Genomic DNA, 17175 nt, shown 5'->3' with positions numbered 1-17175 from the left:
CCGATTCACAGTCCATACGGCGTCGTACTGGGTAGTAGCCCGTCATAGTGGATAGGTGACGACACTTCAGCCGGCGCGCCTGGCCAACTCGACCCGATACCCGATGCCTGAGTTCGGCGCCAGATTGCTGGGGTTCGGTGCCGCTCAACCGCGGCGGGCCGTCTCGGCGACCGAACTCGGGGCACCCTTCGAGCGGGATGCCGACTGGGTCGAGACCCGTACCGGGATCAAGCAGCTGCGCCGCATCGACGGTGACGAACGACTCCTCGACCTCGCCGTCGCGGCGGCGGCCGATGCGCTGGCGGCCGCCGGGCTGGCGGCCGACGAGATCGACTTCGTCATCGCCGCCACCTGCAGCGTCCGCGGCGGCGAGGAGCCGCTGGCCCCGCAGATCAGCGCAATGCTGGCTCCGTCCGCCGCGACCTACGACCTCAACGCCGCCTGCAGTGGGTTCTGCTACGCACTCAGCGCGGCTGAGGGGATGATCCGGGCCGGATCGGCCCGCTACGTCCTGATCGTCGGCGCCGAGCAGATGAGCGACCTCATCGACCCGGCCGACCTGGGCACCGGAATCATCTTCGGTGACGGAGCCGGGGCCGCCGTCATCGGGCCGGTGACCGGTGCCCAGACCGAGATCGGGCCGGTTGTCTGGGGCAGCGACGGGACCCAGCGGGAGCTGATCGCCTTCGACGAACCGGCCGACGAGTCTCGCAGCTACATGCGCATGCAGGGGCGGCAGGTCTTTCGCTGGGCCGTGGAGAACATCCACCGGGTTGCCCTGCAGGCCTGCCAGCGGGCCGGCGTCGAACCCTCCGAGATCGACATCTTCGTCCCACATCAGGCCAATCTGCGCATCGTCGATGCAATAGCCACCAAACTCGGATTCCGCGATGTGGTGATCGCCGATGACATAGTCAACTCCGGCAACACCTCGGCGGCTTCGATTCCGATCGCGCTGACCCGGCTGGTCGCCGACGGTCGGGTGCGCAGCGGGCAGCTCGCACTGCTGATCGGATTCGGGGCCGGTCTGGCCTACGCCGGGCAGGTTGTACGCATGCCCTAGGCTCGGCTCGATGGCCGGGGCCGCTGCCGTGACGGCCGGCCCCGTACCGCGAAAAGACCACGAAATGACCTAGGCAAGCCGAACGAAAGGTTGGATCAGTGCTGATCATCAATGGGGTCGACGACGCCTTCTCCCGGGCCGGGCAGGAACTCGGAGTAAGCGACTGGCGCAAGGTCGAGCAGGCCGACATCAACACCTTCGCCGACGTCACCGATGACCACCAGTGGATTCACGTCGACGTCGACCAGGCCAAGGCGAGCCCCTTCGGCGGCACCATCGCCCACGGCTTCTACACGCTGTCGATGATCCCGACGCTGCACGCCTCGATCTTCACGGTGGAGGGGATCACCCACGGCCTGAACTATGGGCTGGACCGGGTGCGCTTCCCGGCCCCGACTCCGGTCGGCAGTTCGATCCGGGCCCGGGTGGTGCTGTCGAAGATCGACGAGATCCCCGGTGGCGCGCAGGTCATGTTCACCACCACGGTCGAATCCGACGCCAGCGAGAAGCCGGTCTGCGTGGCGGAGTTCCTGGTGCGCTTCTACGGCCCGCGCGCAGAGTCCTCCGTCAAGTAACGGCGTGGCTCAGGCCACGATGTCCGGGACCTCGAGCCGAGCGGCCTCGGCTGCCTTGTCATCCGGCTGCTCCTGGGAATCGCGCTCAGCCTGCACCCGTGCTTGGTAGTGAGCCACCTCGCTGGCCGTCTGCTGGGCCGACCAGCCCAGCGGCCCGGCCATCAGATCGGCGGCCGTCTGCGCCGAACGCAATCCCCGATCCCAGGCCTCGATGGAGATCCGGGTGCGTCGGGACAGCACGTCCTCCAGGTGCCGCGCCCCTTCGTGGGTAACCGCGTAGACGACCTCGGCCCGCAGATAGTCATCAGCCCCGGGCAGCGGCTCGGCCAGCGACGAATCATCAGCGATCAACGCGAGAAGCTCAAAGATCAGCGAACCGTAGCGGTTCAGCAGGTGATCGATTCGGGCCACGTGCAGCCCCGAGGATTTGGCCAGGGCGCGACGCTGATTGGTCAGGGCGGCGAAGCCGTCAGCCCCTACGAGCGGGGTCGCCGCCGTGACCGAGTCGGCGACCTGGCGGTCCATGCCTCGAGCCGCCTCGTCCACCGCGTCGGCCGCCATCACCCGGTAGGTGGTGTACTTGCCGCCGGCCACCACGACCAACCCCGGCACCGGGTGCCCCACCACGTGTTCGCGCGAGAGCTTGGAGGTGGAGTCCGACTCCCCCGACAGCAGCGGCCGCAGCCCGGCGTAGACGCCCTCGACGTCCTCGCGTGACAGCGGCGAATTCAGCACCGAGTTGACGTGCTCCAGCAGGTAGTCGATGTCGCGGGCGGTGGCCGCCGGATGCGACTTGTCCAGCGACCAGTCCGTGTCGGTCGTGCCGATGATCCAGTGCCGTCCCCAGGGAATGACGAAGAGAACGCTCTTCTCGGTGCGCAGGATGAGGCCGGTCGAGGACTGCAGCCGATCCCGCGGCACCACCAGGTGAATGCCCTTGGAGGCCCGCACGTGGAACTGTCCGCGGCTGTCGGCCAGCGCCTGCGTCTCGTCGGTCCAGACACCAGTCGCGTTGATCACCTGACGGGCCCGAACCTCCAGTTCGGTGCCGGTCTCGGTGTCGACGACCCGGGCCCCGGTGACCCGTTCACCCTCGCGCAGCAACCCGATCACCCGTGTTCTATTGGCGACGAAGGCTCCGAAGGAGGCGGCGGTGCGAGCCAGCATCATGGTGTGCCGGGCGTCGTCAACTTGAGCGTCGTAGTACTGCACGGCACCGACCAGTGCGTCCGAGCGCAGGCAGGGCGCTTCGCGTAGTGCGCGCCGCTTGCTCAGGTGCCGGTGGTGGGGCAGACCCCGAGACGTTCCACCGGCGGTGCTCATCGCGTCGTAGAGCAGCACGCCGGCGCCGACGTAGGGACGCTCCCAGACCCGATGGGCCAGCGGGTACAGGAAGGGCACCGGGCGAACCAGATGGGGCGCGATCCGCTGCAGCAGCAGACCGCGTTCCCGCAGCGCTTCGCGCACCAGGCCGAAGTCGAGCATCTCCAGGTACCGCAGGCCGCCGTGGATCAGCTTGCTGGAGCGACTCGAGGTACCGCTGGCCCAATCTCGTTGCTCCACCACCGCCGTCGTCAACCCGCGGGTCACCGCGTCCAGCGCCGCCCCGCACCCGACCACGCCGCCGCCGATCACCAGCACGTCGAGTTCGGTGGCGCTCATCGCGACAAGGGCATTGGAGCGGGCCTGCGGCGAGAGGGCTGCGGAAACCACGAAGATTCTCCTTAGCGATGGGCTACTTCAAGCCTCTCACGCCGCTTGACTCCCCGGTACCGACGTCCAGCAGAAGTGGTGACCGACACCGGCCCACGAGGCGCACACTCGTGGGCCGGCGGCGTGGTCAGAAGATGCAGATGAACGCGTTCATCGCTCCTTCGGGACGTCCAGAACCGGTTCATCGATTGCCACCCCGGGGCCCCAGATGCCGCGGTAGACGCCGGCGCCCAGGACGCCGCCGATGATCGGCGCGACGATGAACAGCCAGAGCTGCCCGATGGCTCCGTTGCCGGCAAAGAGGGCCGGTCCGATACTGCGGGCCGGGTTCACCGAGGTGTTGGTGACCGGGATGCTCACCAGATGGATCACGGTCAGGGTGAGTCCGATGGCCAGGCCGGCCAGCGCCGAGGTGCCGATGCGGTCGGTCGCGGCCAGCACGACGAAGACCAGCAGAAAGGTCATCACGACCTCGACGAGGAAGCCGGAGCCCAGGTTGTAACCGGCCGGGCTGTGGACGCCGTAGCCATTCTGGCCGAGCCCCTTGATGCTGCGGACGTAGCCCGGACGCCCCTCGGCGATCCCGAGGACGACGAGCGCCCCGACGATACCGCCGGCGACCTGGGCGATGATGTATGCGATTGAGTCCCGGACGTTGATCTTGCCGGTCACCAGCAGGCCGATGGTCACGGCTGGGTTGACGTGGCAGCCGGAGATCGGGCCGATGGCATAGACGAGGAACAGCAGGGTCAGCCCGAAGGCGAAGGCCACCCCGAGATTGCCCACCACGCTGCCGGAGATGACGGCGGTACCGACGCCGCCGATGACGAGAATCGCGGTGCCGATGAACTCGGCAAGATAACTCTTGATCTCTCTGTTCATGACTTCGACGTCCTCCAGGACAGTCCATTCGGCGTGTTTCGCCGTGTTCAGTCTGCCTGACCGGGTGCACAAATTATGTGAATGAATCGCTAACTGTGCCTGCCAACTAACGGAGCGTCTCGCCCCTCAGGCCGGCTTCAGCGGGGGCCGAACTGCCGGTCTCCGGCGTCGCCGAGGCCAGGGACGATGTAGGCGTCGTCGTTGAGACGCTCGTCGATGCTGGCCACCACGAGCCGGATCGGCAGGCCGCTGTCGGCCAGGCGCTGCACCCCTTCGGGGGCGGCCAGCGCGGCCACGATCGTGATGTCGGCCGCACCACGGGAGACGAGCAGGTTGATGCAGTGCAGCAGCGAGCCGCCGGTGGCGACCATCGGGTCCAGCACGATCACCGGCCGCCCGGCCAGCGACTCCGGCAGCGAGGCCATGTACGCCTCGGGGTCATGCGTCTGCTCATTGCGGGCGAGGCCGACGAACCCCATCTGTGACTCCGGCAGCAGGTTGAAGGCCGCCTCGGCCATTCCGAGGCCGGCCCGTAGCACCGGAACCAGCAGCGGCGGGGTAGCCAGGGCGGCGCCCGAGGTGGCGGCGACCGGGGTCTGGATCTCGACCTCGGTGATCGCCAGATCACGAGTTGCCTCGTAGACGAGCAGGGTGGAAAGCTCCCGCAGGGCGTTGCGAAACTCCGAGTTGCTGCTGCGTTCATCGCGCATGACGGCCAGCCGGGTGGCGACGATCGGGTGCTCAACGACGAGAGTCTGCATCCTCGCACTCTAGTTCTCACGGGTGCACGGTAAGTTCGGGCCATGGCAAGTGCGCTGGATGCATCGATCATCCCCATCACTCTCACGATCAACGGCAAGACCGGGCTCACCCTCTGGGCACCGCCCTGGGAGGACGAGGACGAGGAGGAGTGGCAGGGTTTCCTCGGCGACGGGCAGAAAATCCTGCTATATCCGAACGCCCGCGAGCTGGCGGACTTCATCGCCGGCGGCGAGGAGAACGACCTCTCCGACCACCCGGCCTGGGGTCGAGTCCAGCAGCTCACTCCCGACCAGCTGCGCCCCGGTGGCGACGACGCCTACGACCTGGATGCAGTCTACGAGTGGGCGGCGGCCGAACCCGACCCGGTGAGCGTCTCGGCGCTGGCCAACGTCGTCGACATGGTCAGCCGGATCGCCGACTGCTGCGACGACGGCAGCCTGCGCGCTCTGGTCGACAACACGCCGGAGTACGAGTACCTGGTCAGCGAAGAGGTGAGCTATCAGGGGCGCGACGGGAAGAAGGAATGGACCGCGCTCGGCAAGACGATCACCGACAGCTGGGAGCGGGCGATCAAGCGCGTCGACTCCTGGTTGAAGTGGGTCGGCGACTTCTCCGAGGAGAACAGCAACCTGGAGTCCGAGACGTTCTGGGAGCGGGTCGGGGCCGAGCCGATCGAGATCGTCATCGGCGAAGCGAGTTACCTGACGATCCGCGGTGAGCTCCCCGGCGACGAGGTGGTCTTCCTGGTCAACGGCGACGACATCGCCGTCTGCTCCGGCCCGATCGACCTCGGCCGCTACACCCGCCGGGCCACCGAGCACGGCCTAGAGCACCTGGAGCGTTGGGAGGATCTCGCCGACACCGATCCGGCCGAGGACGCCCAGCTCTTCCTGCCGCAGGAGAGCGCCACCTTCGACCTGACCAACCCCTCGCCGCGTGGTGAGCAGCTGCTGCTCGAGCTGGCCGACTACTGCGAGATCGACACCAGCGACGCCGAGGAGCCGATCGAGGACGAGAACTGGCAGCGCATTGTGGCGCTGGTGCAGGCCTGCCTGCAGTCGCAGGACTGACGGCGCTCGACCGGCGGCACGGGCGATGAGGCGGGCACTGGTCGCGCTCGGGACCTCCGTGCTGCTCGCCGGTGCCGCCGTCGGCTGCGGTTCCGGGGGCGCCAAGCCCGCACCGGCCACCACCGCCGCGGCTACCACGGCGCTGGCTACCACAGCGGCGGCCTCGTCGGCCACCCCGACCACATCGGCCACCCCGCTGCCGACGGTCGCCCCGACGCCCGCGGCGGTCTCGACGGCGGCGCACGTCTTGGCCGGCATGTCCGAGGCACAGCGGGTCGGGCAGCTGTTCATGATCGGCACCGCGTCGACCCACGCCGATGCGCAGACGCTGGACGCGATCGCGACCAACCACGTCGGTTCGGTGATCCTGGACGGGACCAGCACGCTGAGCGTCGCGCAGACACTGGCCGTCGTGAACCACCTGCAGCAGGCCGCGGGACCGGTGCGCCTCTTCGTCTCCACCGACCAGGAGGGCGGTGAGGTGCAGCGCCTCACCGGCCCCGGCTTCGTCACCATGCCCAGTGGTCTGGAGCAGGGGCAGATCGCCCCGGCCACCCTGATGAACGACGCCACCGACTGGGGCCATCCGCTGAAGGCGGCCGGCGTCAACTTCAATCTGGCCCCGGTGCTGGACACCGTCCCCAGTGCGGCGGCGGCGGAGAACAACCCACCGATCGGGCAGCTGGATCGGCAGTTCGGGTTCACCCCGGCCACCGTCGCCGCCCACGGGGCGGCCGTGATCAAGGGCTACCAGTCGGCCGTCGTCGCCACCAGCATCAAGCACTTCCCCGGGCTCGGGCGAGTCACCGGCAACACCGACACCACCGCCGGCGTGACCGACTCGGTCACCACCAGCAGCGACCCCTACCTGGCTCCGTTCAAGGCCGGCATCGCCGCCGGGACCGCCTTCGTGATGATGTCGACGGCCATCTACAGTCGCATCGATCCAGCCAACCCGGCCGCCTTCTCGCGCACCATAATCTCCGGCCTGCTGCGCAATCAGCTTGGTTTCACGGGAGTTGTCATCAGTGACGACCTCGGCGCGGCTGAGCAGGTCGCCGCGGTGCCGGCCGGGCAGCGAGCCGTGCGGTTCATCGCGGCCGGCGGCGACATGGTGCTGAGTGTCGACCCGGGGATCGCTACCGAGATGACCGCCGCCGTCCTGGCGCAGGCCGCCCACAGCCCGGCCTTCAAGGCTCAGGTCGACGCGGCGGCCCTGCGAGTGCTGCGGGCGAAGCAGCGCTACGGGCTCATCTAGGTGAGCGAGACGCCTCCGGCGGATGGGCGGGCAACCGGCTGGTGGACGATCGCCGGCCTGGTAGCCGGCTGGCTCGGAGTGGCCATCGGGCTGCTCGGAGTGCTGCTGCCCGCGGTGAGCCTGACTTGGCAGCCGCTCATCGTTTTGGCGGCATTCGCCGGCTATCTCGGCCTGGCCGGGGTGATCGGTGGTGCCCTGCTGGCGCTGCAGCGCAACTGGATCGGGGTCGGGGTGGCGGGTCTCGTCGTCCTCGCCTCGATCGGCTGGCAGCTGCCGCTGCTGGTGGGGTCCTCGGTAGCGACGAAGCCGAAGGCCCCGAAGCTCGTTGTTCTACAGGCGAATCTCAAGATCGGCGCTGCGGATCCAGCGGCCATCACCGCGCTCGTGCGCAGCAACGGCGTCGATGTGCTCACCGTCGAGGAGCTGACGCCGGCGGCGCTGAGCGCCCTCACCGCAGCCGGGCTGGAGGCGCTGCTCCCCTACCGGCTGGCCGTGCCCTTTCCGGGCGGCGGCGGCACCGGCATCTGGAGCCGCTACCCGCTGACCGAGCAGACCCGCCATGACGACTTCTCCTTCGAACTTCTCTCGGCCCGGATCACGCCGCCGGGGGCCGATGACGTGATGATCTGGGCAGTCCATCTGCTGCCGCCGTGGCCCTACGACGCGAAGGTCTGGGCCGCCGAGACCCGCCGGCTGCACGGGCTGATCGCTGAGCAGGCGCGCAGCCACCGCACCGTGATCGTCGCCGGGGACTTCAACGCGACCTGGACCAACCGGCAATTCCGCCAGCTCATGGAGCCGAGCTACTCCGACGCGGCCGAGCGAACCGGCGACGGCTGGCGCACCACCTATCCGACCGACCGGTTCTTCCCGCCGCTGCTCACCCTCGACCATGTGCTGCTGCACGGCGCCGACCCGACGTCGGTGCGGACCGTCGACCTACCAGGCTCCGATCACCGTGGCCTGCTGGTCAATCTCCGCCTCGACGGGTAGCCACCGCTCAGACGGCAAGCAGCAGTCCACGACTGGCCATGGCCACGGTGTGGGCCAGCGCATCGGTGAGCAGGTGCGAGGCGATCTTGAAGTTGCGCACCTCCCAGAGGCCGAGCGCGGTGTTCCAGGCCCCCTCGCGGGCGGCGTTGATGTTCCAGTTGCAGACCAGGTTGAGGACGGCCTGGACGTGTCGATCCGCGGCCGCGACGTCCTTCGGCTCGAAGGATTGGCGCACCGCCTGCTCTGAGGCATCCAGCAACTGGTCCACCTTCTGGTAGTCGGCGTGGTGGCTGCCGTCACCGGGGGCGGTGCCCAGTTCGCCGCAGGCCTGCACGACGGCCAGCGCCAGGTCGTGGTTGATATGTGCGTTCATTCCGGCCAGTGCGTACTGGATCGGCTCGATGCCGGGCGTCGAGCGGGACTCCAGGAGGGGGCGCCAAGCCACCGGCCACTTGTCGCGGGGCTGCCCCATCGCGTCGATCGCTTCGAAGTAGAGGTTGGCGAAGACGACGTCCAAGTGCTCGACGAAGGCCGGATCGGCATAGAAAGCCTGGGCGACCTGCTGGCCGACGCCCTGCGTGACGCCCAGATACATCCGGTTGAAGCAGGCGACTCCGTCGGCGGCCGGCAGCGCCGCGTCAATCGCCTGCAGTCGGGCGATCACATCGCTGATGCTGGCGGCCGACGGCGCGGGCGCGGGAAGCGCAGGGACCATGGGGTGACCCTACGTGCTCTGTCGGCCGTGACCCAGCCAACAATGTGCACCCACTGCTGAGCTATTCCCCAGGACGTTCCCCTGTGCTGTAGTAGAGACGACTTACTGACCAGTAGGTTTTCACCATCAAGGGAGGCGCGCCAGAATGGGACGCAAACGAATGCTGAAAGTTGTACTAGCCGCAACGGTGTTGTTGGTCGGGTTACTCGCCCTACCGACAGCAGCCGAAGCCGCCACGCCGGGAGTCTGCCCGGCCGACGCCGGCGTAACAGTTGCTTACTCCCCGCTCTACACCGGCAGTTTTCTGCAGGACTACCCGACTATTGGCGGCGGGTACGGCGGGACGCCACCGGGCACCACGGACAGCTACTACTGCACCTACGTCATCCACTACAAGTCGGATTACGACTCCCAGCCGCAGTCGGTGAGGGTGTACTGGGGCTTTGACTACGGTTACCACACCACGGGCAACTTGCGCGCTTTCGTCTATATGACACCAGCAGCCACCAACAGCGCCAACATACACCTGCAGGTTGACCCACTGAACCTCGGCACAAACAACGGCGTGCTGACCCAGAGCAGCCTCAATGTCCAGAGTGGAACGCTCTTCGCGGAGACCCCCCCCGTCAACCCGTGCCACACCCAGACAGGAGCCGTGTACCTCGCCAACGCCCACGTGTCGATGCGATTCGATGACGGCACTGTGATGTCGGCGAACCCACAGTTCGCCGGCAATGGCAGCGCGATCTGCTCCTAGTGGGGCACTGCAATTGAACCGGCAACGCCTGTAGCCGACCAGTTCAGACGCTGGGTGTGTCACCGCTGGCCTTCGACTCGTGATTTGGCCAGCGGGGACGCACCACCCAATGTCTTCGCAACGCCTTGCTCGATCCCGACTTCTGTACAAAACGTCGCCGCTGTCGCTAGCTTGAAGGCGAGCGCTGAATATTGGGATGGTCCAGCAGAGGAGCGGGCATGTCGGTTGCGGTCAGCACTGAACCATCACCAGCGCCACCCCAGCCGGTGGTCAGCCGACGGCAGATGAACATCATCTTCGGCACCGTGCTGCTGGGGATGCTTATGTCGGCGCTAGACCAGACCATCGTCTCGACCGCGTTGCCGACGATCACCGGTGACCTCGGCGGCGCCGAGCACATCTCCTGGGTCGTCTCGTCCTACCTGCTCGCCGACACGATCGCCACGGTGCTGGCCGGAAAGTTCGGCGACCTCTTCGGACGCAAGCTCATCTTCCAGCTCTCCGCCGCCATCTTCGTCATCGCCTCCGCCGCCTGCGGCTTTGCCGGTGACATGGGTTGGCTCATCGCCTGGCGGGCGGTGCAGGGGATCGGCGCCGGTGGCCTGGCGGTGACGGCGACCGCGCTCATCGCCGACGTGATTCCGCTGCGTGAGCGGGGCAAGTACCAGGGTGCCCTCGGCGCCGTCTTCGGTGTCGCGACGGTGCTCGGCCCACTGCTCGGCGGCTTCTTCACCGATCACCTGAGCTGGCGCTGGGTCTTCTACATCAACCTGCCGATCGGCATCCTGGTCATCATCCTGGCCAGTGCGACCCTGCCCAATGTGCGGGCCGCCGGCCGACCCAACATCGACTACCTCGGCATCGTCTTCGTCTCCCTCGGTACCTCCGGACTGGTCCTGGCCCTGAGCTTCGGTGGCACCCAGTACCCGTGGGGATCACCAATGATCATCGGCCTCTTCGTGGCGTCGGCGATCTCGTTGGCCGTATTCGTCTTGGTCGAGTCGCGGGCGGCCGATCCGATCATGCCGCTGCGATTGTTCCGCGGCGAGGTCTTCACGGTGAGCGTCATCCTGGCCTTCATCGTCGGCTTCGCGATGCTCGGAGCGATGACCTTCCTCCCGACCTATCTGCAGTACGTGCAGGGGGTCTCGGCCACCGGGTCCGGGGTACGGACGCTGCCGCTGGTGGTCGGTCTGCTGGTGACGTCGCTGATCTCGGGCACCCTCGTCGGCAAGACCGGCCGGTATCGGATCTTCCCGATCAGCGGCACCCTGGTGATGGGGGTCGGTCTGTATCTGCTGTCGACGATGAACGCGAGCACCGGCTGGCTGGAGATGTCGCTGTACATGCTGGTGCTGGGCGCCGGCATCGGCCTCTGCATGCAGGTGCTGACGATCATCGTGCAGAACACGGCACATTACCGTGATCTCGGGGTCGCCACCTCAGCCGTCACCTTCTTCCGGACACTGGGCAGTTCCTTCGGCGCCGCGATCTTCGGCACGGTCTACGCCAACGTGCTGAAGACGTCGCTGCCGAAGGCCTATACCGAAGCGAGGATCGATCCGAGGACGGTCTCGACGCCCGAGCAGTTGCATGCCCACCCCAGCGCACAGGTCGCGCCGATCGTGGACGCCTACGCCCACGCCATTCATGTGGTCTTCCTCTGGGCCGTCCCGGTGGCGCTGGCCGCGTTCGTGCTGGCGCTATTCCTGAAGGAGGTGCCGCTGCGCGATTCGGCCAAGGCCGGCGCCGCCGACGTCGGCAGTGGCTTCGGGATGCCGGAGTCCTCCGACAACGACCACCAGCTCCAGGTCGCGATCGCGCGACTGCTGCGCAGTCAGGGGAAGCGGAAGCTGCCCGCTCTGCACCGGACCTCTGGCACCGACCTGGATATCGCCAACGCCTGGTGCGTCGGGCAGGTGCACGTCCGCGAGCGGTTGGGCGCCGACACCGGGCTGGAGTCCATCGCCGATCGGATCCGGGTTCCCGCACCGGTCCTGGAGCCGGCCTTCCAGAATGCCGAGACTGCGGGCTACCTCAGCGGTGGCTTCGACGATTTGAGCGTCACCGAGTCCGGGCAGGTCGAGCTCGAGAAGTTGCTGGCCGCGATGCGGCAGTGGCTGGCCAGCGAGCTCAACGATTGGGGCGCCGGCGACGACGAGCAGCTGAAGACCGCGCTCGGCGCGCTGGCCCGGCGGATGGTCGACGACGACCCGATCCTGCCCGCCTCGACCCGGCCGCTGGAGTTGGAGGCAAGTCACTAGCTTTTCATGCTTCCCGGATGACGTCCCGGCGCGGCGAGGCGCTTGTATGGAGGGGAAGTTGACCACGAACTGACTAGGAGAAACCCCTCATGGCTCTGGATACCTTTGTCCTCTTCGCCGCCACCTACGACACCGAGGACGCCGCTGTCGCCGACTACGACGCGGTACACGAGGTCTATACGAAGTCCGGCATCATCGACACCTACGACGCGGCGGTGGTGACTCGGGGCGAGGACGGCAAGGTGAAGATCGTCAAGAAGCACGAGCAGCCGACCCGCCAGGGCGGCTGGGGTGGCCTCGGGATCGGCCTGGTCGGCGGCGCGCTGGTGGCGATCTTCCCGGCCGTCGCGCTGGGCGCCGGACTGCTCGTCGGCGGTGCCTCCGGTGCGGGCCTGGGCGCGCTGGCCGGACACGTGGTGGCCGGTATGAGCCGCTCGGACCTCAAGGACCTCGGCGAACTGCTGGACGAGGGTCAGAGCGGGCTGGTCGTCGCCGCAGCCACCGACGTCGAAGCGCACGTGGACGCCGCGATCAAGCACGCCGGCAAGATCACCAAGAAGCAACTGCGGGCCGACGAGAAGGAACTGGAGAAGGAGATCGACGCTGCGACCGGCAGCTGAACGCTATTGGCTGAGCTCTTGTTTGAGCGCGGCGTAGCCGGGCTTGATGACGTCGTTGATGATGGCCAGCCGCTCGTCGAAGGAGACGAAGGCCGACTTCATCGCGTTGACGGTGAACCACTGCAGATCGTCCAGTCCGTAGCCGAAGGCCTCGACCAGTTGCAGCATCTCCCGCGACATCGAGGTGGCGCTCATCAGCCGGTTGTCGGTGTTCACGGTCACCCGGAAATTCAGCTCGCGCAGCAGCCCGATCGGGTGCTCGGCGATCGACGCGGCGGCCCCGGTCTGCACGTTCGAGGACGGGCACATCTCCAACGGGATGCGCTTGTCCCGTACGTACTGCGCCAGTAGGCCGAGTACCGGCCGATCCGGCGCCGACGCCTGCGGGTCGTCGGCGTCGGCGGGGTTGCGGGAGGGCGTCTGGATGTCGTCGACGATCCGCACTCCGTGGCCGAGCCGGTCGGTGCCGCACCACTGGATGGCCTCCCAGATCGATGGGAGCCCGAAGGCCTCGCCCGCGTGGATGGTGAAGTGCGCGTTCTCCCGGCGCAGGTATTCGAAGGCGTCCAGGTGCCGGGTGGGCGGGTAGCCCGCCTCGGCCCCGGCGATGTCGAAGCCGACCACCCCGCGGTCGCGGTACAACACCGCCAGCTCGGCGATCTCCCGCGAGCGGGCGGCGTGACGCATCGCGGTGACCAGTGCGCCGACCCGGATGCGATGGCCGCGGGCCGCCGCATTGGCCTCGCCCTGACGGAACCCTTCAAGCACCGCCTCGACCACCTCGGTCAGGGCGAGGCCGGCCTCGGTGTGCTGCTCGGGGGCCCAGCGGATCTCGGCGTAGACGACTCCGTCGTCGGCCAGGTCCTCGGCCGCCTCGCGGGCGACCCGGATCAGCCCGTGTCGGGTCTGCATCACGCCGACGGTATGCGCGAAGGTCTCCAGATAGCGCTCCAGCGAGCCCGAGTCGGCGGCGTCGCGGAACCACTCGCCCAGCCGGTCGGCGTCGTCGGTCGGTAGTTCGCCGTAGCCGTCCTCGGCGGCGAGTTCGATGATGGTGCGCGGACGCAGGCCGCCGTCGAGGTGGTCGTGCAGCAGCACCTTTGGGGCCCGGCGAACAATGTCGGCCAGCTTCTCGGGGTCACCGGTCAGGTCAGCCAGTTCGGAGCGGTCAGCGATCTCAGTCATGCCGTCACGCTATCGCGCGGCACCCGATCAGGCCCGGATTGGGGAGCATCGACCGCGGCATCGCGGGGATCTGACACAACATCGCCCGCCGGGTGGATACTGCTGAGGTGAAGAGGACCGAACGTGAGCCCCTGCCGTTGTTGGGGCGCTTCGTTGTGGTCACCGCTATCGGGGTGGGCCTGATCGGAGCCGTCGTCGGGTTCGTCGTCGGGCTCTTCGTCTACCCGCGTACCGCCGTCTTCGCCGCCGTCGAGATCGCGGTTCCGGCGCTGCTTCTAGGCGCTGTCCTCAGCCTGGTCGTCGGCGCGGCGTTCCCGTCGGCCCGCCGATTCACCCCGTCGTGGGGAGTATTCGGCCCGGAATCCGGGCAGTTGACTCCCCAATCGGGAGTTACTCCACCCGTTTGATGATCAGCGGGGCGGCGCCGACTGCAGCGGCACCGATGTCGATGGCGCCGGCGAGGGCCTCCTCGGCCCGGCCGAAACGGGCCTCATCGTCGCTGTGCAGCTCAAGTAGTGGCTGCCCGGCCGACACCGTGGCGCCGGGCTTGACCAGCAGCACGACGCCGGCCCCGGCCGAGACGGGATCCTCTTTTCGGGCCCGTCCCGCCCCGAGCCGCCAGGCGGCGACCCCGACTGCGTAGGCGTCCAGTCGGGTCAGGGTGCCGCTGGCGGCCGCGGTGACCACATGCTTGTGCCGGGCCACCGGAAGGGCGGCCTCCGGGTCGCCGCCCTGGGCCCGAATCATGCCTCGCCAGACGTCCATGGCCCGCCCGCCGGCCAGCACCTCGGCCGGATCCACGGAGTCCAGCCCCACGCCGGCCAGCATCTCCCGGGCCAGGGCGACGGTCAGCTCGACGACGTCGGCCGGGCCGCCACCGGCCAGCACCTCGATCGACTCGGTCACCTCCAACCCGTTGCCGGCGGTGAGCCCGAGCGGTGTCGACATCTCCGTGAGCAGCGCGACCGTCTTGGTTCCGTGGGCGGTTCCGAGTTCGACCATCGTCTGGGCCAGTTCGGTGGCGTCCTCGATCGTCTTCATGAACGCGCCGCTGCCGACCTTCACGTCGAGCACCAGCGACTGCGCCCCTTCGGCGATCTTCTTGCTCATGATCGAACTGGCGATGAGCGGGATCGCCTCGACCGTCGCGGTGACGTCACGCAGGGCGTAGAGCTTACGGTCGGCGGGGGCCAGTTCGTCACCGGCGGCGCAGATCACCGCACCGACGCTGTTGAGCTGGGCCAGGAACTCGTCGTTGCTCAGCTGGGCTCGCCATCCGGGGATAGCCTCCAGCTTGTCCAGGGTGCCCCCGGTGTGCCCGAGGCCGCGTCCGGACAGCTGCGGGACGGCCGCCCCGCAGGCGGCGACCAGCGGAGCCAGCGGCAGCGTGATCTTGTCGCCGACGCCGCCGGTGGAGTGCTTGTCCGTGGTCGGTCTGGCCACCGCGGAGAGGTCCAGCCGCTGACCGGAGTTGATCATCGCCGCTGTCCAGCGGGCCAGTTCGTCGCGCTCCATGCCATTGAGCAGGATCGCCATCGCCAGCGCGGACATCTGCTCATCGGCCACCACACCACGGGTGTACGCGTCGATCACCCAGTCGATCTCGGGGTCGGGAATGCGCCTGCGGTCGCGCTTGGTGCGGATGACGCTGACCGCGTCAAAGGGTTCTGAGGTCACCGGTTCAACCCAGATCGGCGGGGCCGAAGGCGAGCGGCAGCAGGTCGGTCATCGGACGGGCCCCCTGCGCCGTGTCAACGAGCATGTCTGGGCCGCCGTGCTCCCACAGCAGCTGCCGGCAACGCCCACAGGGCATGAGCACCTCGCCGTGCAGATCCACGCAGGCGAAGGCGACCAGGCTGCCGCCGCCGGTGGCGTGCAGCGAGGAGATGAGCCCGCACTCGGCGCAGAGACCGACACCGTAGGAGGCGTTCTCGACGTTGCAGCCGACCACGATCCGGCCGTCGTCGACGAAGGCGGCGGCACCGACCGGGAACTGCGAGTACGGGGCGTAGGCGTTGCCCATCGCCTCCAGGGCAGCACGACGCAACTGGGGCCAATCGATGTTGTCGGGCATCAGAATCTCCTGTAGTTGTCGGGCTGTCAGTGAAGCGTAACCGGTAGCGACTGCACTCCACGGAGGACGAACTCGCTCCGCTGTCGTGGCTGCTGCGCCAGTGCCAGTGCCGGGAATCGCTGCAGCAGCGTCTGCAGCGACGAGTGGAGCTCCAGGCGGGCCAGTGGGGCGCCGACGCAGAAGTGGATGCCGGCGCCGAAGCCCAGATGGGGGTTGCGCTCCCGACCGGCCTGGAACTCATCCGGCGCGTCGAAGACCGCTGGGTCGCGGTTGGCCGCGCCGAGCAGGGCCGCGATCTTCTCCCCGGCCGCCACCGTCACCTCACCGATCGTGGTGTCGGCCGTCGCCGTCCGCTCGAAGAGTTGCAGCGGGGAGTCGAAGCGGATCATCTCCTCGACGCAGGAGTCGACCAGCTCGGCGTTCGCGCGTACCTGCCGTAGTGTGGCCGGGCGGTTCAGTAGGGCGGTGACGCCGTTGCCGACCACGTTGACGGTGGCCTCGTGACCGGCGTTCAGCAGCAGCGTGCAGGTGGTGATCAGCTCATCCTCGGTCAGCCTCGCCCCGTCACCATCGGTCTCGGCGATCAGCGAGGAGATGAGGTCAGGGCCCGGATCGCGGCGGCGCGTGACCACCAGGCCCCGCAGGTAGCCGACAAAGTCAGCCGATGCCTGCTCGGCCGCGGCGCGCTGTTCGACACTGACGTCGTACTCGTACATCTTGACGATCGCGTTCGACCAGGGCCTGAGCAATCCCCAGTCGGCCCGTGGCAGGCCGAGCAGTTCAGCGATCACCTGCACCGGCAGCGGCTCGGCGTAGCGGCTGATGAGGTCCACCGGGGTGCCGTCGGCGCCGGCTTCGGCGACCTCATCGGCGAGGGCGGCGGCCAGCTCGTCGATGCGCGGACGCAGTCGCTCGACGTGTCCGCGTCCGAAGGCTCCGGCGACGAGTCGGCGCAGCCGGGTGTGAGTGGGCGGCTCGTTCTCCAGCAATGAATTGCGGTGGATGAGCTCGAAGTCGGGCATCGGCACCTCCGGCCAGCGCGGCGACCAGATCCGTCCGAGCGTCCGCGCCCGCAGCACCGCGCTGGCCGCGGCGTGGTCGAAGGTGACCCACATCCCGAGCGTCTCGTGCCACTGGACCGGGGCCACGCTCCGAGCCTCGGCGAAGTAGGGGTACGGATCGGCGATGACATCGACGCTGGTGAAATCGAGGTCGGTGCTGGTCGTCATGGCCGTCGGTCGGAG

At 68.1% G+C, this 17175-nt stretch carries 17 protein-coding genes; 9 read left to right on the top strand and 8 right to left on the bottom strand.

Annotated features, from left to right (window positions below; genetic code table 11):
* The first annotated feature begins 55 nt into the window (after positions 1-55).
* Positions 56-1063 carry a beta-ketoacyl-ACP synthase 3 gene (locus tag CPH63_RS07250; protein ID WP_206745656.1) on the top strand — a complete coding sequence of 336 codons (1008 nt, stop codon included), beginning with the start codon at positions 56-58 and terminating at the stop codon, positions 1061-1063.
* Positions 1064-1161: 98 nt separating this feature from the next.
* Positions 1162-1638 (top strand): MaoC family dehydratase, encoded by a 477-nt coding sequence (locus CPH63_RS07245; protein ID WP_096302287.1) that lies wholly within the window; start codon positions 1162-1164, stop codon positions 1636-1638.
* Between the two features lie 9 nt (positions 1639-1647).
* On the opposite strand, the gene CPH63_RS07240 is transcribed toward CPH63_RS07245, so the two are convergent.
* From CPH63_RS07240 to upp, 3 genes are all read right to left on the bottom strand, one after another.
* Positions 1648-3300: a glycerol-3-phosphate dehydrogenase/oxidase gene (locus CPH63_RS07240; protein WP_172892292.1), complete on the bottom strand. Its 1653-nt coding sequence runs from the start codon at positions 3298-3300 to the stop codon at positions 1648-1650.
* 201 nt (positions 3301-3501) lie between these two features.
* Positions 3502-4233 (bottom strand): aquaporin Z, encoded by a 732-nt coding sequence (aqpZ, locus tag CPH63_RS07235; protein ID WP_096302285.1) that lies wholly within the window; start codon positions 4231-4233, stop codon positions 3502-3504.
* Between the two features lie 137 nt (positions 4234-4370).
* On the bottom strand, positions 4371-4994 hold the full coding sequence (upp, locus tag CPH63_RS07230) for a uracil phosphoribosyltransferase (protein ID WP_096302284.1): 624 nt from the start codon (positions 4992-4994) through the stop codon (positions 4371-4373).
* Between the two features lie 42 nt (positions 4995-5036).
* On the opposite strand from upp, the gene CPH63_RS07225 reads away from it, so the two are divergent.
* Genes CPH63_RS07225 through CPH63_RS07215 form a run of 3 tightly spaced genes read left to right on the top strand, consistent with a single transcriptional unit; the run spans position 5037 to position 8316 of the window.
* On the top strand, positions 5037-6065 hold the full coding sequence (locus tag CPH63_RS07225) for a hypothetical protein (RefSeq protein WP_096302283.1): 1029 nt from the start codon (positions 5037-5039) through the stop codon (positions 6063-6065).
* Between the two features lie 25 nt (positions 6066-6090).
* Positions 6091-7323: a glycoside hydrolase family 3 N-terminal domain-containing protein gene (locus CPH63_RS07220; protein WP_096302282.1), complete on the top strand. Its 1233-nt coding sequence runs from the start codon at positions 6091-6093 to the stop codon at positions 7321-7323.
* A complete protein-coding gene (locus CPH63_RS07215) occupies positions 7324-8316 on the top strand; it encodes an endonuclease/exonuclease/phosphatase family protein (protein WP_096302281.1) in 993 nt (330 codons plus the stop codon).
* 7 nt (positions 8317-8323) lie between these two features.
* Here CPH63_RS07215 and CPH63_RS07210 read toward each other — a convergent pair whose 3' ends face one another.
* A complete protein-coding gene (locus CPH63_RS07210; protein ID WP_096302280.1) occupies positions 8324-9031 on the bottom strand; it encodes a DUF5995 family protein in 708 nt (235 codons plus the stop codon).
* 160 nt (positions 9032-9191) lie between these two features.
* Between CPH63_RS07210 and CPH63_RS07205 the strand changes: the two genes are divergently transcribed.
* From CPH63_RS07205 to CPH63_RS07195, 3 genes are all read left to right on the top strand, one after another.
* Complete coding sequence (locus CPH63_RS07205) at positions 9192-9788, top strand: hypothetical protein (RefSeq protein WP_157749352.1); 597 nt, start codon at positions 9192-9194, stop codon at positions 9786-9788.
* Between the two features lie 218 nt (positions 9789-10006).
* Positions 10007-12052 (top strand): MDR family MFS transporter, encoded by a 2046-nt coding sequence (locus CPH63_RS07200; protein WP_096302278.1) that lies wholly within the window; start codon positions 10007-10009, stop codon positions 12050-12052.
* Positions 12053-12141: 89 nt separating this feature from the next.
* Entirely contained in the window at positions 12142-12672 is a 531-nt protein-coding gene (locus CPH63_RS07195) for a DUF1269 domain-containing protein (protein WP_096302277.1), read from the top strand.
* A gap of 3 nt (positions 12673-12675) precedes the next feature.
* Here the strand turns inward: CPH63_RS07195 and CPH63_RS07190 are convergent, their stop codons facing one another.
* Positions 12676-13857 (bottom strand): adenosine deaminase, encoded by a 1182-nt coding sequence (locus tag CPH63_RS07190; RefSeq protein ID WP_096302276.1) that lies wholly within the window; start codon positions 13855-13857, stop codon positions 12676-12678.
* Positions 13858-13964: 107 nt separating this feature from the next.
* On the opposite strand from CPH63_RS07190, the gene CPH63_RS07185 reads away from it, so the two are divergent.
* Positions 13965-14264, top strand: a complete 300-nt coding sequence (locus CPH63_RS07185) for a hypothetical protein (protein WP_157749351.1) — start codon at positions 13965-13967, stop codon at positions 14262-14264.
* On the opposite strand, the gene CPH63_RS07180 is transcribed toward CPH63_RS07185, so the two are convergent.
* Genes CPH63_RS07180 through CPH63_RS07170 form a run of 3 tightly spaced genes read right to left on the bottom strand, consistent with a single transcriptional unit; the run spans position 14248 to position 17160 of the window.
* On the bottom strand, positions 14248-15534 hold the full coding sequence (locus CPH63_RS07180) for a thymidine phosphorylase (protein ID WP_096302274.1): 1287 nt from the start codon (positions 15532-15534) through the stop codon (positions 14248-14250). The two genes, CPH63_RS07185 and CPH63_RS07180, sit on opposite strands and share 17 nt — an antisense overlap.
* A gap of 4 nt (positions 15535-15538) precedes the next feature.
* Positions 15539-15931: a cytidine deaminase gene (locus CPH63_RS07175; RefSeq protein WP_096302273.1), complete on the bottom strand. Its 393-nt coding sequence runs from the start codon at positions 15929-15931 to the stop codon at positions 15539-15541.
* Positions 15932-15957: 26 nt separating this feature from the next.
* Positions 15958-17160, bottom strand: coding sequence for a cytochrome P450 (locus CPH63_RS07170; protein ID WP_096302272.1), 1203 nt, complete (start codon positions 17158-17160; stop codon positions 15958-15960).
* Between the last annotated feature and the right edge of the window lie 15 nt (positions 17161-17175).

It is taken from the genome of Jatrophihabitans sp. GAS493 (assembly GCF_900230215.1).
In the GTDB taxonomy this organism is placed as follows: Bacteria; Actinomycetota; Actinomycetes; order Mycobacteriales; family Jatrophihabitantaceae; genus MT45.
This window is presented reverse-complemented; position numbering and strand designations above follow the sequence as displayed.